Below are 14691 nucleotides of genomic sequence, written 5' to 3' on the forward strand. Positions count from 1 at the left end.
GGGCAGTGGGTAGGTTCGGTGTGGTCATGGTGCTCCCAACAGGGCGATGAGGTGGCCGAGCATCACTGAGTCCGCTCGTGTCAACGGTATCCCCAGGTCGGTGATCTGGGGAGGCAACTGCGGTTCCTCCCCGACAGCATCCACGCCCTCGTCCGAATCGGGAATCAGCGCCAGCGCGGTGACGAGATCGAAGTCGGGCACCTGAAGGTGCTGATCCGTGTGCGTCTGATAGAGCTCGCCGAGGCTGAGGATCGTGTCCTCGCCGGCGGTTCCGTTCGCCTCGGGGCCGGACCCGATCAGCTGCAGAGACAACGGCAGTCCCGCCTCGTCGAAGCCCATCGGGATCGCCAGGGCAGGATTCCCGGTGGCGGAGAACGCGGCCGTGAGGTTCCAGTCGTCCTGCGGTGTCCCTCCCCGGAACACATAGGGCGGGGCCGCCGACGGCCACGTCGGCAGGCCGAGCGCCGTGCCGTTGGGCAGCAACTCGCTCAAGCGTCCGCGCAGCACCCCGGCGGAGTTCAGCGCCGACTGGTAGGCGTCGTCGGTGACAAGGGCACCCGCGAGGGCGAGCCGACGGAACGAACGACCGTAGTCATTCCACCGGGATGCGAGCCGATCGCTGTGCACCTCGTACATCTCGCGAACCATGATCGTCAGTGTGGCCGCAATGAGTTCATCGAGGTAGGGCACGTCGACGGTCGACGTCTCGACGCCGAGAGCTTCGAGGGCCCTCAGCGCTTCATCGAAGGCTGCGGCCGTATCGTGCGTGATCCTCGTCGAACCCAGCACCTGCTCAGGCACGACCACACGGACCGTTCGGCCCCGACGTGACGAGCCGACGGTCTGTCCGCGCATGACCTCGAGGAGCACCCGGCAATCCCGGGCGCTTCTGGCGATGGGCCCGACGATGTCAAGGCTCGGAGCGGCCGGCATGATCCCGTCCACAGGCAGCGAACCCATCGCCGGGCGCATGCCCGTGACTCCACAGAAGGCCGCCGGTATGCGGCAGCTGCCCGAAGTGTCGGTGCCTAGCCCCGCGGAGATGATTCCCAGGCTCACGGCGATCGCGGTTCCGCAACTCGACCCGCCCGGCCAACGACTCAGATCCCACGGGTTGCGTGGGATCGGGAAGTCGAGTGCCGGATCGGGCCTGCCGGCAGCGTGTTCCACCATCGTCGTCGCACCCATGATGACTCCACCGCCGGCACGCAGCCGGGCGACCACCTCGGCGTCACGGCCTCGGTGGAACTCCGGATCGAACACACGGCTCTGTGACGTCGGGACCGCTTCGCTCACGGCGATGTTCGCTTTGATCCCCAACGGCAGTCCGGCCAGCGGACCGGCGCTGTGTTCGGCACTTCGGTCGGCCGTCAGCGCGGATTCGTCGAAGCGTTCGAGGATCGCGCCGACTCGGTCGTTGACACGGTCGGCGAGGTCGAGTGACGCAGACAGCAGTTCCTCGGCCGTCGTCGCACCGGACCTGATCTGCACAATCTGCGCGGTGAGGTCGTGGACAGAGCTCATTTTGGCCGTGTCTGTGACCGCCTTGTCGGTGTTCGTGCCGGTCGCCTCGGTGCTCACTGGGTCAGCAGCGGGCGGACCGGTTCCGTGCCGAACCAGGAGTCGGTGTCCTTGACGAGGGCACCGCCCTGGACGACTGTCTTGACGTTGTCAGGCGTCGCCAAGGGGGTGATGTCGGTCAGGGGATCGAAGTCGATGACGATGAAGTCGGCGAGCTTCCCGGCCTCGAGCGTGCCGAGGTCGGCGTCGAGGCGGAGCAGTTCGGCGGCGTTCTTCGTTCCGGCGACGATCGCGTCCATCTCGGTCAGTCCCAGTTCCACGGCGTGGACCGGTTCGCGCAGGTTCTCCCCGTGTGGGCAGACTCCGGAGTCGGTACCCAGCGCCACCTTCACGCCCGCTTGCAGAGCTGCGGCTACGCGTTCGCGCGCAATGGCTGACCATTTCACCTTCTTCTCGTAGAGGTAGGCGGGGACCGCTGCGGGGTCGGGGACGCGCAGTGCGCTGCTCAAGGTCGGGACGAGGAAGGTCCCGTGTTCGAGCATGAGTTCGATGCCTTCGTCGTCGATTCCGTATCCGTGCTCGACCGAGCGCACTCCGCCCCGGATGGCGGCTTTGATGCCCTCGGCGCCCTGCGCGTGAGCGGCGACCGGCTGTCCGGCGCGTTTGGCGGCCTCGGCGACGATGAGTCGCACATGCTCTTCCGGCACCCCGATGTCGTCGGGGGTGTCGGAGGGGCTGGAGACGCCGCCGGTGGTGCAGACCTTGATGACATCAGCGCCGCTGCGAATGAGCGTCCGCACCGTCCGCCGCACATCGTCGTCGGTGTCGATGATCGGACTGATCGGCATGTGCATCGGTACCGAGCGGCCGTTGGGCATGGTGAAGTCCGTATGCCCGCCGGTCGGTGACAGTGGAGCGATCGCCAGGTGGGTGCGCGGACCCTGGACGAGGCCGGCTGCGATCGCATCTCGGTAACCGCGGTCCAGACCGCCCAGGTCACGGGCCGTGGTCACGCCCGCCATGAGTGCCTTTCGGGCGTTGAGTGCGGTGCGGAAGGTCCGTTCGGATTCGAATCGTGCGGCGTCGGCCGTCTGGTCCTCGATCGACATGCCGAAGTGCACATGGGAGTCGATGAAACCCGGGAGGATGGTCTTGCCCCCTAGCTCGACGATGACGGTGCCCTCGGGAGCGGCGGTACGGGCGGGACCCGCGTAGACCACGCGTCCGTCCCGGACTTCGAGTTCGGCATCGGTGATCGGGGTGCCGCCGGTGCCGTCGATGAGGGTCACACCGCGCAGCAGCAGGTGGTCGTCACCGGCGATGGTGGAGGGAAGGTGGGCTATGGACATGGTGTTCCTTTCGCGTCGAGTGTGCGGATTCGGTCGGAGACGGCTCACACGGCCGAGGTCGGACGTGTGTCCTCGCCCGGACGGGTGTCCTGACCCGGGCGAGCCTCCTCGGCTGGGAGCGCTGCCTCGGCGAGGTTGTCGTTCTCACCCTGATGTGCGGTCTGGTCATGGGATTCGCCCTTGTCCGGCGTCCGGATGACGGAGAGCAGGATGGGGCAGATTCCGGTGGCCCCGGCGCAGATCGCCCAAATGGTGATGTAGCCGCCGAGTCCCGAGGCTCCGGCCTCGGGGATGACGAAGATTCCCAGGACGACGGCGAACACGGCTCCAGCGAGTGCCCCGCCGAGTGTCTTCACGGAGTTGTAGACGCCCGTGGCGATTCCGGTCTCGTCAGCAGGCGATGACTCCGTTGTCGCGGCCGGCAACCCACCGAGGAGGAGCCCCGACCCGAGGCCGGCGACCGCGATTCCGATGACTACGAAGACGAGTGAGGCATGGCCGAAGATGAGGAGCAGCTGGGCGAGCGCGATCACGGCCGAACCGATCATAAGCACACCCTTGAGCGAAGTGGCGCGGGCGACAAAGGAGTAGATTGCGGCACCGACCGCTGCCAGCAGCATGTTCGCTCCGGTGGTCAGCGAGATGACTCCGGCGCTGAGGCCGAACCCGTACCCAACGAGTTCGGGTTTGCCGGCGAGGAACGTGGTCGTGATGCTCTGCGTTCCGAAGAGCACCATTCCGAAGAGGAACGATGTCACGTAAACAGGCCAGAGCCGATTCGAGGTGAGCAGGCGCATATTTAGTGCGGGTACCTTGGCTCTCAGCTCCCACCATACGAAGATGCCGATGAGGACGACGGCGACGACGAGGAGGACTGCGCCGGCGACGGGCTGCGCGGTGACGATGTTGATGCCTGCGAGCAGTGCGAGCATGAAGAGCGCGAGCAGGATGAAACCGAGCCAGTCGATCGTGGGCGAGGTGCGGACGGTCGATTCCGGGACGAGAGTAAAGACGAAGATCGCGGAGATCGCGACGATGACCACGGGTACCAGGAGCTGCGCGACGGTGGATGGCAGGACCGACGAGAACAGGCCGGCAGCCAAGGAACCGATGAGCGCGCCGATCGTCAGTGCGGAGATGAGCATGCCGATCGCGCGCCGTGCCGTCTCGCCTTTGATCTGATTGTGCACGATCGCGAGTTCGAGCGGCAGCCATACTGCGAGGGGGCCGCTGAGAACCCTGCCGAGGAGGACGAGCGGGTAACTGGGAGCGAGCGCGACCAGCACGGTTCCGATGAGGACGGCGACGATCCCGATGCGCAGCATGCGCCGGTGGCCGAAGATGTCGCCGAGTTTCGACAGGATCGGAACGCAGACTCCGGCGGTGAGAGTCTGAACGGTGATGAACCACGCAATGGAGGCGTCAGAGACGCCGAGGCTGTCGCGGATCCCGTCGAGCAGCGGGACGTAGTAACCCTGAAGGAATCCGCTGGAGAATTCGACGAAGACGAGGAATCCGACGACAGCGAGGAGCCGTTTGCTCGACTTCGTGCCGAGCGCGGGGTCGGGGGTGGTCATAGTGTTTCCTTTCCTGTTGAGTGAGAACCGCGTGCCGACTGCGCCGTCGCACACGGAATGGTCATCGGTGATCGTCAGCTCTGACGGCCGATGAGCGAGCGCACGAGGCTGCGGTAGGTATCTTTGATGTCGTCATCGGTGCGCCCGCGGGCTTCGGGTTTGAGGGTGATGCGGAAGAGTGTGAGTCCTGCGAGGGTATCGATGATGAGGTCATGATCGAGTACGCCGCTCACCTGTCCCCGTGCCACCCCGCGGGCGAGGATCTCGCGCCCCAGAGCGTGGCGCGCCTTCATGAACGATTCCGAGATGATCGGGATGACATCCATATTGAACATCGCTAACAGCATGCCGTTGTTTCCCGATTCGTTCTTCGATCGTCGGAAGTTCTCCCGGTTCTGCCACGCGTGTTCGACGAGGTCGTCGACAACGTCACCGGTGTCCGGCAGCTCCCCGACTTCGGTGTTGTCGAGGATGGCTGCGGCAACGAGTTCAGGTTTGCTTGGCCATCGACGGTAGATGGTGGTCTTTCCGCATCCGACTTCCGCCGCGACCTTCTCGATGCTCAGATTCACGAATCCGTACTCTTCGACCTGTGAACGCACTGTGGTGAGGACCCGCTGCGTCAGATCGGAGTCGAGCGGCCTGCCCTTTGGTGTGTTCTCGGTCATATTCGGAGCATGGCACAGATCACATAGATTCCGCAACACAACGTATCGTTTCGTTAAGCGAACCTGGCTATCCGTGGGTCAGAGGCGAATTCTGGCGCGTCGGGCGATGCGCATGCCCCCCTGCGCGTTCAGCTGCGCGTGCCAGCCCGGCCCTTCCCATGCCATCCGCTGTCTGAGCGCCGGTGCGAGGACCAGCGCCGCGATGACGCTGCCGGCCAACAGCTTCCACGCGCCGAAGTACGTGAAGAGTTTGAGTTCGGGCGCCAGGGGCGGCCCGAAGTCCGCGGCCATGAGAATCACTCTACTGAGGATGAGCGCTGTTGAGATGATGACCTGGATGAACTGTTCGACATTCGAGATCAGCAGATTCTTGATCGTTGAAATGTTGAGTCCGCTCGTGCCGACGTCGAGCGTACCGTCCTGCAGATGGCCGGCGATGCGCGAGATCTGCCCGGGCAGTTCACGTGGGTCACCTATTTCGACGAACCGATCACCCACGGCACGATGTTCCGTCGCGCGTTCGAGGAGGGCTTGCTCATCGAGGATCGGTCGATGCATGTCGGCATTCGCGGACCGGTGTATGACCAGGACGACTTCGTCCGGGACCACGAGTTCGGATTTCAGATCATCCGCTGTTCGGACATCGACGACATCGGAGTCCCCGAGGCGGTCCGTCGGGTCCAAGAGCGCATCGGCGATACCCCGGTCTACCTGTCGATCGACATCGATGTGCTCGATCCCGCTTTCGCACCCGGTACCGGGACTCCGGAGATGGGCGGTCTGCATTCTCGCGAGCTGCTGCGGATGCTTCGGGCGTTGAAGGGGATCAACATCGTGGGCGCCGATGTCGTCGAAGTCTCGCCCGCTTACGATCACGCCGACACCACGGCACTTGCGGCTGCCACCGTCGTCTTCGACATCATGGGACTACTCACCAACAGCTGATTCCGCCGCAAGGGAATCGGCGGTGCCGCTTGCCAGGTTGAACTTGCTTGGCAAGCGGCACCGCTCGTCTGCTCACGGAGAGCTACTCCTCGCTGATGCCAACGAACTCGCGAATCGCCGGTAGCTCACGGCGCGCCTGCGACAGCCCCGCGCGGTGAGCTGCAGCCAGGCGTGAGAGGTTGCGGGTGCTGTTGTCGACCGGCATGCGGTCCGGGGCGAAGACGTGTGCCTTGCCCTCCTCCTCGAGGGCGAAGATACGTTCACGGGTCTCGTTGTACCGGGCCCACCTCGTCAGCAGCGCCTCCCCCAGCGCCGGGTACCGACGGAAGATACTCCGATAGACAGCAGGGAACCGCTGCGGCACTTTCTTATACCCACTTTCCTGCGTAAGCACGATGACGAACTTCTCGAACCTCTCACGCTGCGCCTGACTCAGCGCGATGCCGCCGTCCTCCCCCATCGCACCATCGACGTACACATGCCCGTCGAGATGCACCGGCGGCATGAGCGCCGGCATCGTCGACGAGGCACGAACACGGACCATGAGATCCTCGATCTGCGGGGTGTCTTTCTTTGACCACACGACCTCCTCGCCGGAGACGGCATCGAACGCAACGATCCTCATGTCCGCGGGACTCGACTGGAACGCATCCCAGTCGAAGGGCAGCGCCTCCTCGGGGCCGCCGGCCTTCTGATAGATGTACTCCGCCGTTGAACATTCCCTGCCCACGAGCGAAGTACCGCCAACCTCCGAACTGCTCGTCCGCGGCGAACTCGACAAAGGACCGACGGGCGCGCCACACATCAGAGGAGATGTAGTTCACCGTATTCGACGCTCCGGCGCTGATGCCCGCAACCCAGTCGAACGACAATCCGGCGTTGAGCAGCGTGACGACCATCCCACTCGTCAGCGAGGCACGCATCCCACCGCCCTCGAAGATCAGCGCAGTGTCGCCGATCCGCGTCGTCGTCTCTGCTGTCGTCGCCTGGTCTGCGTCTCTCATATCCGTCATCCTAACGACTCTGGCGAAGGCCACCCGGAATATGCACAAACATGCATCTGTTATCACTGTGCTGATATCCCTGGAACCAAGACGAAAGGCTCCACCCATGACGAACTCTCCCCTCACGCTGGGCGCGTGGAACGTCGAAGCAGACAACCCCGAAGCGCTCGGCGACTTCTGGGCGGCGTTCCTCGACGTGGTGCCCAAATACTATTCGGGGATGGCCTACCTTCCCGCCCACCCGGGCGGCGGGATCCCGATGATGTTCCAGCCGCGCACGTCTCCCCGCTCAGACCATCAGGACTCCCACCTCGACCTCACCGCCCCATTGGGTCAAAGGGATGCGCAGGTCGAGCGCGCGGTCCGCCTCGGCGCGGCGCACAGATGGGACGTTCTCGACGAACACCCCCACGTCAGGTGGACGACGCTCGCCGACCCCGAGGGCAATCTGTTTTGTATCGCCGAGCACCCGCCGGCGAACGCCTGAACGGTCACCGGCCGCCTCGGCGATTATCGTTCACCAGGGAAGCTCACCGTCTTCGTTGAAGAACCTCCCGCGCGGTCCGTCATCAGGCAGAGTGGCGAGCCGAATGGCGGCTCTGGCTCCCTGCTCCGGGGTCCGCGGAGCGTTGTGGCCGGTGAAATCCGTGGCCACATAGCCGGGGCAGGCGACGTTGATGATGACGTTGGTGTCAGCGAGCTGACGAGCGTATTGGACGGTCAGGGAATTGAGCATCGTCTTCGACGGACCGTAGGCGGCGGAGATTGGCCCCTCCTGCAGCGTCAGCGATCCCATGGAGCTCGACATGTTGACGAACCGGGGAGGCGCGGCGCGACGCACCAGCGGCAGCAGTGCGTTCGTCACCCGGGCGACGCCGAAGACGTTCGTGTCGAGGACGGTGCGGACGACGTCGAGGTCGAGCGTGGACGGGTCCTGACCGCCTCCGCCCATCCGCCCGGAGATCCCGGCATTGTTGACGAGGACGTCGAGCCGATCGATTGACTGCTCGACCGTCGCTGCGGCCTCAGTCACGCTGTAGTCGGAGGTGACATCCAGACGCACACCCCACGCGTCGATCCCCTCATCCTGAAGCCGTCCGACGGCCTCGTCGCGCCTGCCGTCGTCACGGGCGCCGACAATGACGGTAAAGCCGAGCTTCCCGAGCCCCCGGGCGATGGCGAAGCCGATTCCCTTGTTCGCGCCGGTGACCAACGCAGTCTTCTCGTTGTCCGTGTCGCCCATCCTCGTGGCTCGGCGGCGGCATGTCCATGACCTCCCTATGCAGACGCTGCTACTAGTGGGGCTGCCCCCGTTCAGGCGCTCACCGCCGCAGCTTCCCGTTCGCCCGTCGGCGTCCGCAGCGGATCATAGGGAGCCAGGTCGAGCTCCGGCGTTTCACCGCGTGCCAGTCGCGCAGCAAGTGAACCGACATAGGGGCCCATCGTCAGCCCGGAGGCTCCCAGACCATTGGCGATGATCAATCCCGGCAGCTCCGCGACATGGCCGAGCAGCGGTCTGATGTCGGGCCCGACAGGGCGGAACCCTACCCGAGTGTCCAGGTACGTCGCATCGGCGAGGCCCGGCGCCGCCGAGAGTGCCTCCGTCAGCACCTCGTGAATCCCCGACGCCGTCAGCCGGTAGTCGAATCCGCTGTCCACTTCGCGGGTAGCTCCGACGACCACTCGGGAGTCGTCGAAGGCGAGCAGATAGTGACTTGACATCGGCAGGAGCACGGACCAGTCGCGAGTATTGACACCGGCCAATCCCAGATGGGTGATCTGCCCACGCTGCGGCCTGATCGCCGAGGAGAGCCCCAGCGGCTTGAGCAGCTCAGGAGACCATGCTCCGGACGCGTCGATGACGACATCGGCGGCAACGAACTCGCCGTTGACCGTGACGCCACGGATCTGGCTGTCCGCTTCGATTGTTGCCCGGCCGGAGAGGGTCGTCGCCCCGTGCCGGGCAGCACCCGCGCGCAGAGCGTGCACCAACGACCGGCCGTCGAGGCGAGCGGCTCCGGGAATGTGAATGACCGGACCGGCGTGCTCGAGCGGCGGGAATTTGGCTTTGGTCTTGTCTCCGGTGATGACGTCGACGTCCCCGGCGAGGTCGGAGGCCGCAGCCCGTCGAGAGACCGCCGCAAAGTCGGACTCGACGCTCTCCTCGGTAGTCAACCGCAGCGATCCTACTTGGCGATAGCTGAAATCGCCCGCTCCGTCGGCCTCGAGGTTCCGGCGCAGTTCGGGATAGAACTCGGCCCCGGCGGAGGCGATCGCATACCAGTTCGGGTCTTCCACCCTCGACGACCACGGACAGATGATTCCCGCGCCGGCCGATGAGGCGCGCCCGCTTTCATCCGAGTCGACGAGCGTGACGTCCGCGCCGGTTCTTGCGAGCTCATATGCGGCGGATGCTCCGACAACTCCGCTGCCGATGATGATTGTCTTCATTGTGTCTGACCTGTCTTTCTGATCGGGGCGAGTAGACGTCAGCGGACGCCGGACATATGGCGGCGCACCCACGGTGCGACGACGAGCATGAGCACACCGGCGACCATGACGCCGGCGCCGACTCCGGCGAAATATTGCGCCTCGGTCTCGCGGCTGTAGAACTGGACAAGCTGGGCGTTGATGCCGCTTGCCGTGGCCGAGGCGAGGAACCAGAGGCTCATCATCTGCGAGAGGAATGCCCGAGGCGCCAGCTTGGTCGTGGCCGAGAGACCGACTGGTGAGAGGCACATCGATCCGCAGATGACGACGACGTAGCTGGCGAGCAGCCACAGCGGGCTGGCGGGCGTGTCTGTTCCGAAGAGCACTGCAGGGCCGGCCATGAGGACGAACGAGGCACCGCCGAGGAAGAGGCCGAGCGAGAACTTGATCGGCGTGGACGGCTGCCGGTCGCCCAGCCGGAACCACAGGTAGGCGAACGTCGGAGCGAGAATGATGGTGGCGATGGGGTTGAGCGAGGCGAACCATGACGACGGCACCTCGAACCCGAGGACCGTGAGGTCGGTGCGTTCATCGGCGAACTCAGCGAGCACAGAAGCCGACTGCTCGTTGACGATCCAATAGCAGACCGCACCGATGAATAGCGGCACGTAGGCCAGGAGGCGGGATCGTTCAACTGCGTCCGTGCGCGGGCTGCGCAGCATGATGATGACGTAGGCGATGGGAAGGATGACCGACAGCGCGGTGACCGTGTTGATCAGGGTCGTGATGGTCAGGAGACCAGTGACGCCGGCGAGGACCAAGAGGGCCGCGATGATGAATCCGCCCGCCGAGGCTCGACCGATGAGGCGCGGTCCATCGCCAGCGCGCAGCGGGTTGGTCGGAGGCGAAGCAGCCAGATGGCGTCCGCCGCGGATGTAGACGACAAGGGCGACGGCCATCCCGATGGCCGCGAGACTGAATCCGAGATGGTAGTTGACCCTCTGACCCACGGTGCCGACGAGATAGGGCGCGACGAACGAACCGATGTTGATGCCCATGTAGAAGAGTGAGAACCCGGCGTCTCGGCGGTTGTCCGTCTTCGCGTACAGCTCGCCGACGGAGCTGGACACGTTCGTCTTGAGCAGGCCGGTTCCGAGCACGATGAGCAACATCGAGACCAGGAGCATGGGGACGCCGCCCGGGATGGCGAGCGCAATGTGGCCGAACATGATGAGGACGCCGCCGATGACGATGGCCTTGCGCATTCCGAGCAGTCGGTCGGCCACCCATCCCCCGATGACACCGGACATGTACACGAGTGCGGAATAGATCGAGACGATGGCCGTGGCCGTGCCTTCGTCGATCCCCAGTCCGCCTTCGCTAACGGAGTGGTAGAGGTAGTAGAGGAGAATCGCGGACATGCCGTAGTAGGAGAATCGCTCCCACAGTTCGACGAAGAACAATGTCGACAGCCCGCGAGGGTGGCCGAAGAAAGTCTTGGTTGGGCCTGTCGTGGTCGTACGCGTCGTCATTGTCGCCTCTGATTCTGGGTGTGAAAGGGTACGGCAACGTCGCAGCACAACGAGCCGGTCTGTCTAGTGGTGGTGTCGGTTGGGTGTTTCGGTTACGTGTGGTGGAGCAGCGGTCGGTCGACCACCCACAAGGTGGTCGTTGGGGTGTCCGTGCCGTTGTAGACGGCGTGGTGTGTCGACGAGGTGAAATGGATGGAATCGCCGGAACGAAGGGTGTAATCGCCCTCGGCGAAGGAGAAGGTCAGCTCGCCATCGAGGACGTAGCAGAACTCTTCACCTTCGTGTGCGGTCATCTCTGGGGGGTTGTCGCTCGGGGCGATGATCGTGCGCAGCACCTCGAGCTTCTGATCGGTGAGGCCCCCGCTGAGCACGGTGTGCTCGCGGTCTCCCATGGCGACCTGAACGGTGTCGGCACTGTCCTGCCTCCGCACGACGACGTTCTTCTCAGCAGGAGCGTCCTCAGCCCCGAGCAACGAGACCGCATCGACCCCGAGGGCTTCCGCGATATCGAATAGCGAGGTCAGGGACAGGGCGCTGACACCTCGTTCGGCCAGGGAGAGGAACCCCGAGGAGAGACCGCTCTTCTCAGCAAGTCTGCGAAGACTCAGTCCCTGTGTCGTGCGGATTCGCCGAATGGAGGCGCCCACTCGAACGGCATGAGCATTCGACGGTGAACCGGTATCAGACGTGGGCTTCTCCATGTTCATGAGTTTAATCACACAAAACTTTGTGCGTCAATATAAAACACTGCCGCCGGGCCCAACTCCCCGAGCCCTCCTCCGGGGTTGCCAACAGACTCATGGCTGGTGCCGTGGCTGGCACTGGCGAGAATATTCTGGCCGCCTGGGAAGACATCTCTGCGGAGACGACGAGGCGACAGGCTCTACATATGCGGAAGTGCATGGCTTCGCCTCCGGCAGGTGGAGGAGCACCGCGGTCGCCAGGCCCGGGTTGTACCAGCCCTTGGTCTTGACGTTCATCTGGATGCCGTGGCCGAGGACTACCCGAGGCCTTCCCAGATCATCCGTTGTCGCAGGGCCGGCGCCAGCACGAGGGCGGCGATGACGCTGCCGGCAAGCAACATCCAGGCCCCGAAGTACGTGAAAAGCTTGAGTTCGGGAGCCAGAGGCGGCCCGAAGTCGGCGGCCATCAGAATCACCCCGCCGAGGATAAGCGCAGTCGAGACAATCACCTGGATGAACTGTTCGACGGTGGAGACCAGCAGGTTCTTGATCGTCGTGATATTCAAGCCGGATGTACCGACGTCGGCGCAGTATCGCTGATCCGAGTCGTCGTGTTCGTGCTCGTCGTCAGGTCTGCATCTGCCATGCTCGCCATCCTAACGAGTGATCACCCACCAGATGGCGATGAGCGCTCTGCGATTGAAATCCAGTGGAGTGCAGGAGACGTGCCTTGGGACAGGCCGAGAGACGGGTGTGACTGTCGTAGATCGAGCGCTCCCGGTTCGGCGGAGCTAGCTGGGGAATCTCGGGGGCTGTGACTGTTGGCCGGCCATTTCCCTCGAATCCGTACCGACACCAAATGCACCAGGAGAACACCCGGACACGATTATCGTGTCGCTGTCATTCTCTCACCCTGGCGAACGAGAGTGACGGTGCCGTCGAATGACGAAGTCGACTGTTCTCCGACGAGCACCGATAGCACAGCCCACGCTCACACGAGGCCGATCCAACCGGCGATGACGATGGAAATTCTTTGACGGACGGCGCCACCCGAACCGAGGTGCAGGTGCTCGTTCGGCTCACCATACGCGCCCCTTTCCGGCGACCCACAGACAACGGGACTCGGCTGTCTGAACTCGGGGCCTTGCCTGTCAGTGCTGAGCGCCTTCGGTGCGACCGTAGACGACCAACGACACATCTGTACAGGAGGGAGTCCGAAAGGTAGAGAAATCACACTCGGTAACGCCGACGCCCGGAAGCGTCAGTCGCCAGGTCCCGGTGCCTTTGTCGTGCGGTTCGAATCTGGACCAGAGATAGCGGAATGCAGAGCTGAGCTCCCACAGACGGTCCAACGTTGCGAGCAGCCTTGCCGTCGGTTCGCTGGTCGCGAGGCTCAGATGCGCCAGTCCCACGACCTCGCGAGCTTTGGCTGACCAATCGACGTAGACGTGGCGGCTGATCGGCTCCGCGAAGATGTACTCCAAAAGCGAGACATCGGGGCCACGATCGGCAGGCGCTCGGCCTTCTGGAAAGAGCACGCGCGCACTGTCGGGGTCGAGCCTCCGGATGATCAGATCGTGGGTGAGCAAGTGCAGCATGATCGGGTCACGTATTTGGCCGCCGAGGCGGCGCAGGGTTGCTTCGGCAGCACGGACGAGATCAGAGTCGTCTTTGGACGATACAGCCGGCTCAGGAGATGCCAATGCCCCCAAATATCGACGATTGAGTGCGTCGAGTTGCAGCGCCTCGGCAAGCGAAGCCACAACCGTCGGTGACGGTCTGGTTGCTCGCCCTTGTTCGAGCTTCGTGTAATAGTCAACACTAATGTCGGCCGCCCAGGCCAGTTCTTCTCTGCGCATACCGGGCACACGTCGGGCAGTGATTGAATCGACGATGAGCCACGATGGGTCAGGACTGAGGCCGGCCCGGCGGGTACGCAGGAAACCACTCAATGCCGTACGCCGATAGGCCTCGGATGCCTGCGCGGCGGCCAACTGGAGAAAGGCAGGCCGCCGCGCGGATCGCCGTGAGGTCACGCGACCTGTCTCTCTATAGCCGTCGTGAACTGGCCGAGGTCGTCTGGTGTTCGCGATGTGATGAGCACGAATCCGTTCGTCTCATCGACGACGACCGGCTCATCGACCCAGATGCCGCCGGCGTTGTTGATGTCGGTGCGCAGCGAGGGATAGGACGTCAGGGATTTCCCGACTGCAAAGTCCGTCTCGGCGATCAGCCAGGGCCCGTGGCAGATCGCCGCTATCGGTTTACCTGCCTTCGCGAAGTCGGCGGCTATGCGTTTCGCATCGTCCTCAAGACGCAATGAGTCGGCATTGATGGTGCCGCCTGGGATGACGAGAAGATCATAATCATCGGCCCGGATCTCCGACAACAGTACATCGGAGTCGACTATTGGGCCCGTCTCCCTGTCACCGACCAGGGTTTCGATGGCGTGGTTCGACGGAGTGGCGACAGTGACTGAGACTCCGATGGACGTGAGTTGGTCCCTGGGCACAACGATTTCGTCGCGTTCGACACCGTAGGAGGTGGCGATGATGACAGCACTGACCATGATGGCGGCCCCTTCTCTCTTCTGACTTCTGAGCGATCGGAAACTGAGCGCGGTCGGAATCTAGAAATCGATCTCTTTGTAATGGTGCTCGTCGTAGTTCGAGTACAGGTAGTCGTTGACCGTCGCGTCGAAATGCTTCCAATGCTCGGACTTCGCGTGGGCATCGAGGTCCTCCTGCGTCTCCCAGTGTTCAATGAGGTTGTACGAGAGCGGTTCTGCTACGTTTCGGTGCAGCTGATAGAGGGTGCAGCCCTTCTCTTTGTTGGATTCTACGACCATATGGTGCATGAGTTTGACGAAAGCGCCTTCGTTCTCCTGCTTGACGTCGAAAAACACGTTGAGAATGACCATCAGTTGGCTCCTTCACTATGTCGGAGGCCACCGCGGATCGGCGGCCCACTTATTCAAGGACA

Annotated in this window: 15 protein-coding genes and 1 pseudogene; 2 read left to right on the forward strand and 14 right to left on the reverse strand. The window is 63.7% G+C overall.

Annotation, left to right across the window (positions count from 1 at the left end):
- Window positions 1–24 precede the first annotated feature (24 nt).
- From ACOZ9V_RS11580 to ACOZ9V_RS11600, 5 genes are all read right to left on the reverse strand, one after another.
- Window positions 25–1524: an amidase gene (locus ACOZ9V_RS11580; protein WP_434590147.1), complete on the reverse strand. Its 1500-nt coding sequence runs from the start codon at window positions 1522–1524 to the stop codon at window positions 25–27.
- Between the two features lie 53 nt (window positions 1525–1577).
- Window positions 1578–2870 carry an amidohydrolase family protein gene (locus tag ACOZ9V_RS11585; protein ID WP_434590150.1) on the reverse strand — a complete coding sequence of 431 codons (1293 nt, stop codon included), beginning with the start codon at window positions 2868–2870 and terminating at the stop codon, window positions 1578–1580.
- 44 nt (window positions 2871–2914) lie between these two features.
- Window positions 2915–4447, reverse strand: coding sequence for an MFS transporter (locus tag ACOZ9V_RS11590; RefSeq protein WP_434590153.1), 1533 nt, complete (start codon window positions 4445–4447; stop codon window positions 2915–2917).
- Window positions 4448–4521: 74 nt separating this feature from the next.
- Window positions 4522–5115 carry a TetR/AcrR family transcriptional regulator gene (locus ACOZ9V_RS11595; protein WP_434590156.1) on the reverse strand — a complete coding sequence of 198 codons (594 nt, stop codon included), beginning with the start codon at window positions 5113–5115 and terminating at the stop codon, window positions 4522–4524.
- 78 nt (window positions 5116–5193) lie between these two features.
- A complete protein-coding gene (locus ACOZ9V_RS11600) occupies window positions 5194–5673 on the reverse strand; it encodes a hypothetical protein (protein WP_434595467.1) in 480 nt (159 codons plus the stop codon).
- Between ACOZ9V_RS11600 and ACOZ9V_RS11605 the strand changes: the two are divergent.
- Window positions 5578–6060: pseudogene (locus ACOZ9V_RS11605) on the forward strand (arginase family protein); the annotation flags it as partial. The gene ACOZ9V_RS11600 and the pseudogene ACOZ9V_RS11605 overlap by 96 nt on opposite strands.
- An 82-nt stretch (window positions 6061–6142) precedes the next feature.
- Here the strand turns inward: ACOZ9V_RS11605 and ACOZ9V_RS11610 are convergent.
- Window positions 6143–6790 (reverse strand): patatin-like phospholipase family protein, encoded by a 648-nt coding sequence (locus ACOZ9V_RS11610; protein ID WP_434590159.1) that lies wholly within the window; start codon window positions 6788–6790, stop codon window positions 6143–6145.
- Between the two features lie 380 nt (window positions 6791–7170).
- Between ACOZ9V_RS11610 and ACOZ9V_RS11615 the strand changes: the two genes are divergently transcribed.
- Window positions 7171–7551 (forward strand): VOC family protein, encoded by a 381-nt coding sequence (locus ACOZ9V_RS11615; RefSeq protein WP_434590162.1) that lies wholly within the window; start codon window positions 7171–7173, stop codon window positions 7549–7551.
- Between the two features lie 30 nt (window positions 7552–7581).
- On the opposite strand, the gene ACOZ9V_RS11620 is transcribed toward ACOZ9V_RS11615, so the two are convergent.
- The 8 genes from ACOZ9V_RS11620 to ACOZ9V_RS11655 form a co-directional block, all read right to left on the reverse strand.
- Window positions 7582–8307, reverse strand: coding sequence for an SDR family oxidoreductase (locus ACOZ9V_RS11620; protein WP_434590165.1), 726 nt, complete (start codon window positions 8305–8307; stop codon window positions 7582–7584).
- Window positions 8308–8378: 71 nt separating this feature from the next.
- Window positions 8379–9515, reverse strand: a complete 1137-nt coding sequence (locus ACOZ9V_RS11625) for an NAD(P)/FAD-dependent oxidoreductase (protein WP_434590168.1) — start codon at window positions 9513–9515, stop codon at window positions 8379–8381.
- A gap of 38 nt (window positions 9516–9553) precedes the next feature.
- On the reverse strand, window positions 9554–11026 hold the full coding sequence (locus ACOZ9V_RS11630) for a peptide MFS transporter (protein ID WP_434590171.1): 1473 nt from the start codon (window positions 11024–11026) through the stop codon (window positions 9554–9556).
- Window positions 11027–11118: 92 nt separating this feature from the next.
- The gene (locus ACOZ9V_RS11635) at window positions 11119–11727 is read right to left on the reverse strand and encodes a helix-turn-helix domain-containing protein (protein WP_434590174.1); all 609 of its coding nucleotides are present in this window, start codon (window positions 11725–11727) and stop codon (window positions 11119–11121) included.
- Between the two features lie 299 nt (window positions 11728–12026).
- Window positions 12027–12275 carry a hypothetical protein gene (locus ACOZ9V_RS11640; protein ID WP_434590177.1) on the reverse strand — a complete coding sequence of 83 codons (249 nt, stop codon included), beginning with the start codon at window positions 12273–12275 and terminating at the stop codon, window positions 12027–12029.
- Window positions 12276–12860: 585 nt separating this feature from the next.
- Entirely contained in the window at window positions 12861–13745 is an 885-nt protein-coding gene (locus ACOZ9V_RS11645) for a helix-turn-helix transcriptional regulator (protein WP_434590180.1), read from the reverse strand.
- Window positions 13742–14278 (reverse strand): DJ-1/PfpI/YhbO family deglycase/protease, encoded by a 537-nt coding sequence (locus ACOZ9V_RS11650; RefSeq protein WP_434590183.1) that lies wholly within the window; start codon window positions 14276–14278, stop codon window positions 13742–13744. Before ACOZ9V_RS11650 ends, ACOZ9V_RS11645 begins: the two co-directional genes overlap by 4 nt.
- A 60-nt stretch (window positions 14279–14338) precedes the next feature.
- Window positions 14339–14629, reverse strand: coding sequence for a putative quinol monooxygenase (locus ACOZ9V_RS11655; RefSeq protein ID WP_434590186.1), 291 nt, complete (start codon window positions 14627–14629; stop codon window positions 14339–14341).
- Window positions 14630–14691 lie beyond the last annotated feature (62 nt).

This window comes from Brevibacterium sp. 1718, from assembly GCF_051131255.1.
GTDB lineage: Bacteria > Actinomycetota > Actinomycetes > Actinomycetales > Brevibacteriaceae > Brevibacterium > Brevibacterium sediminis.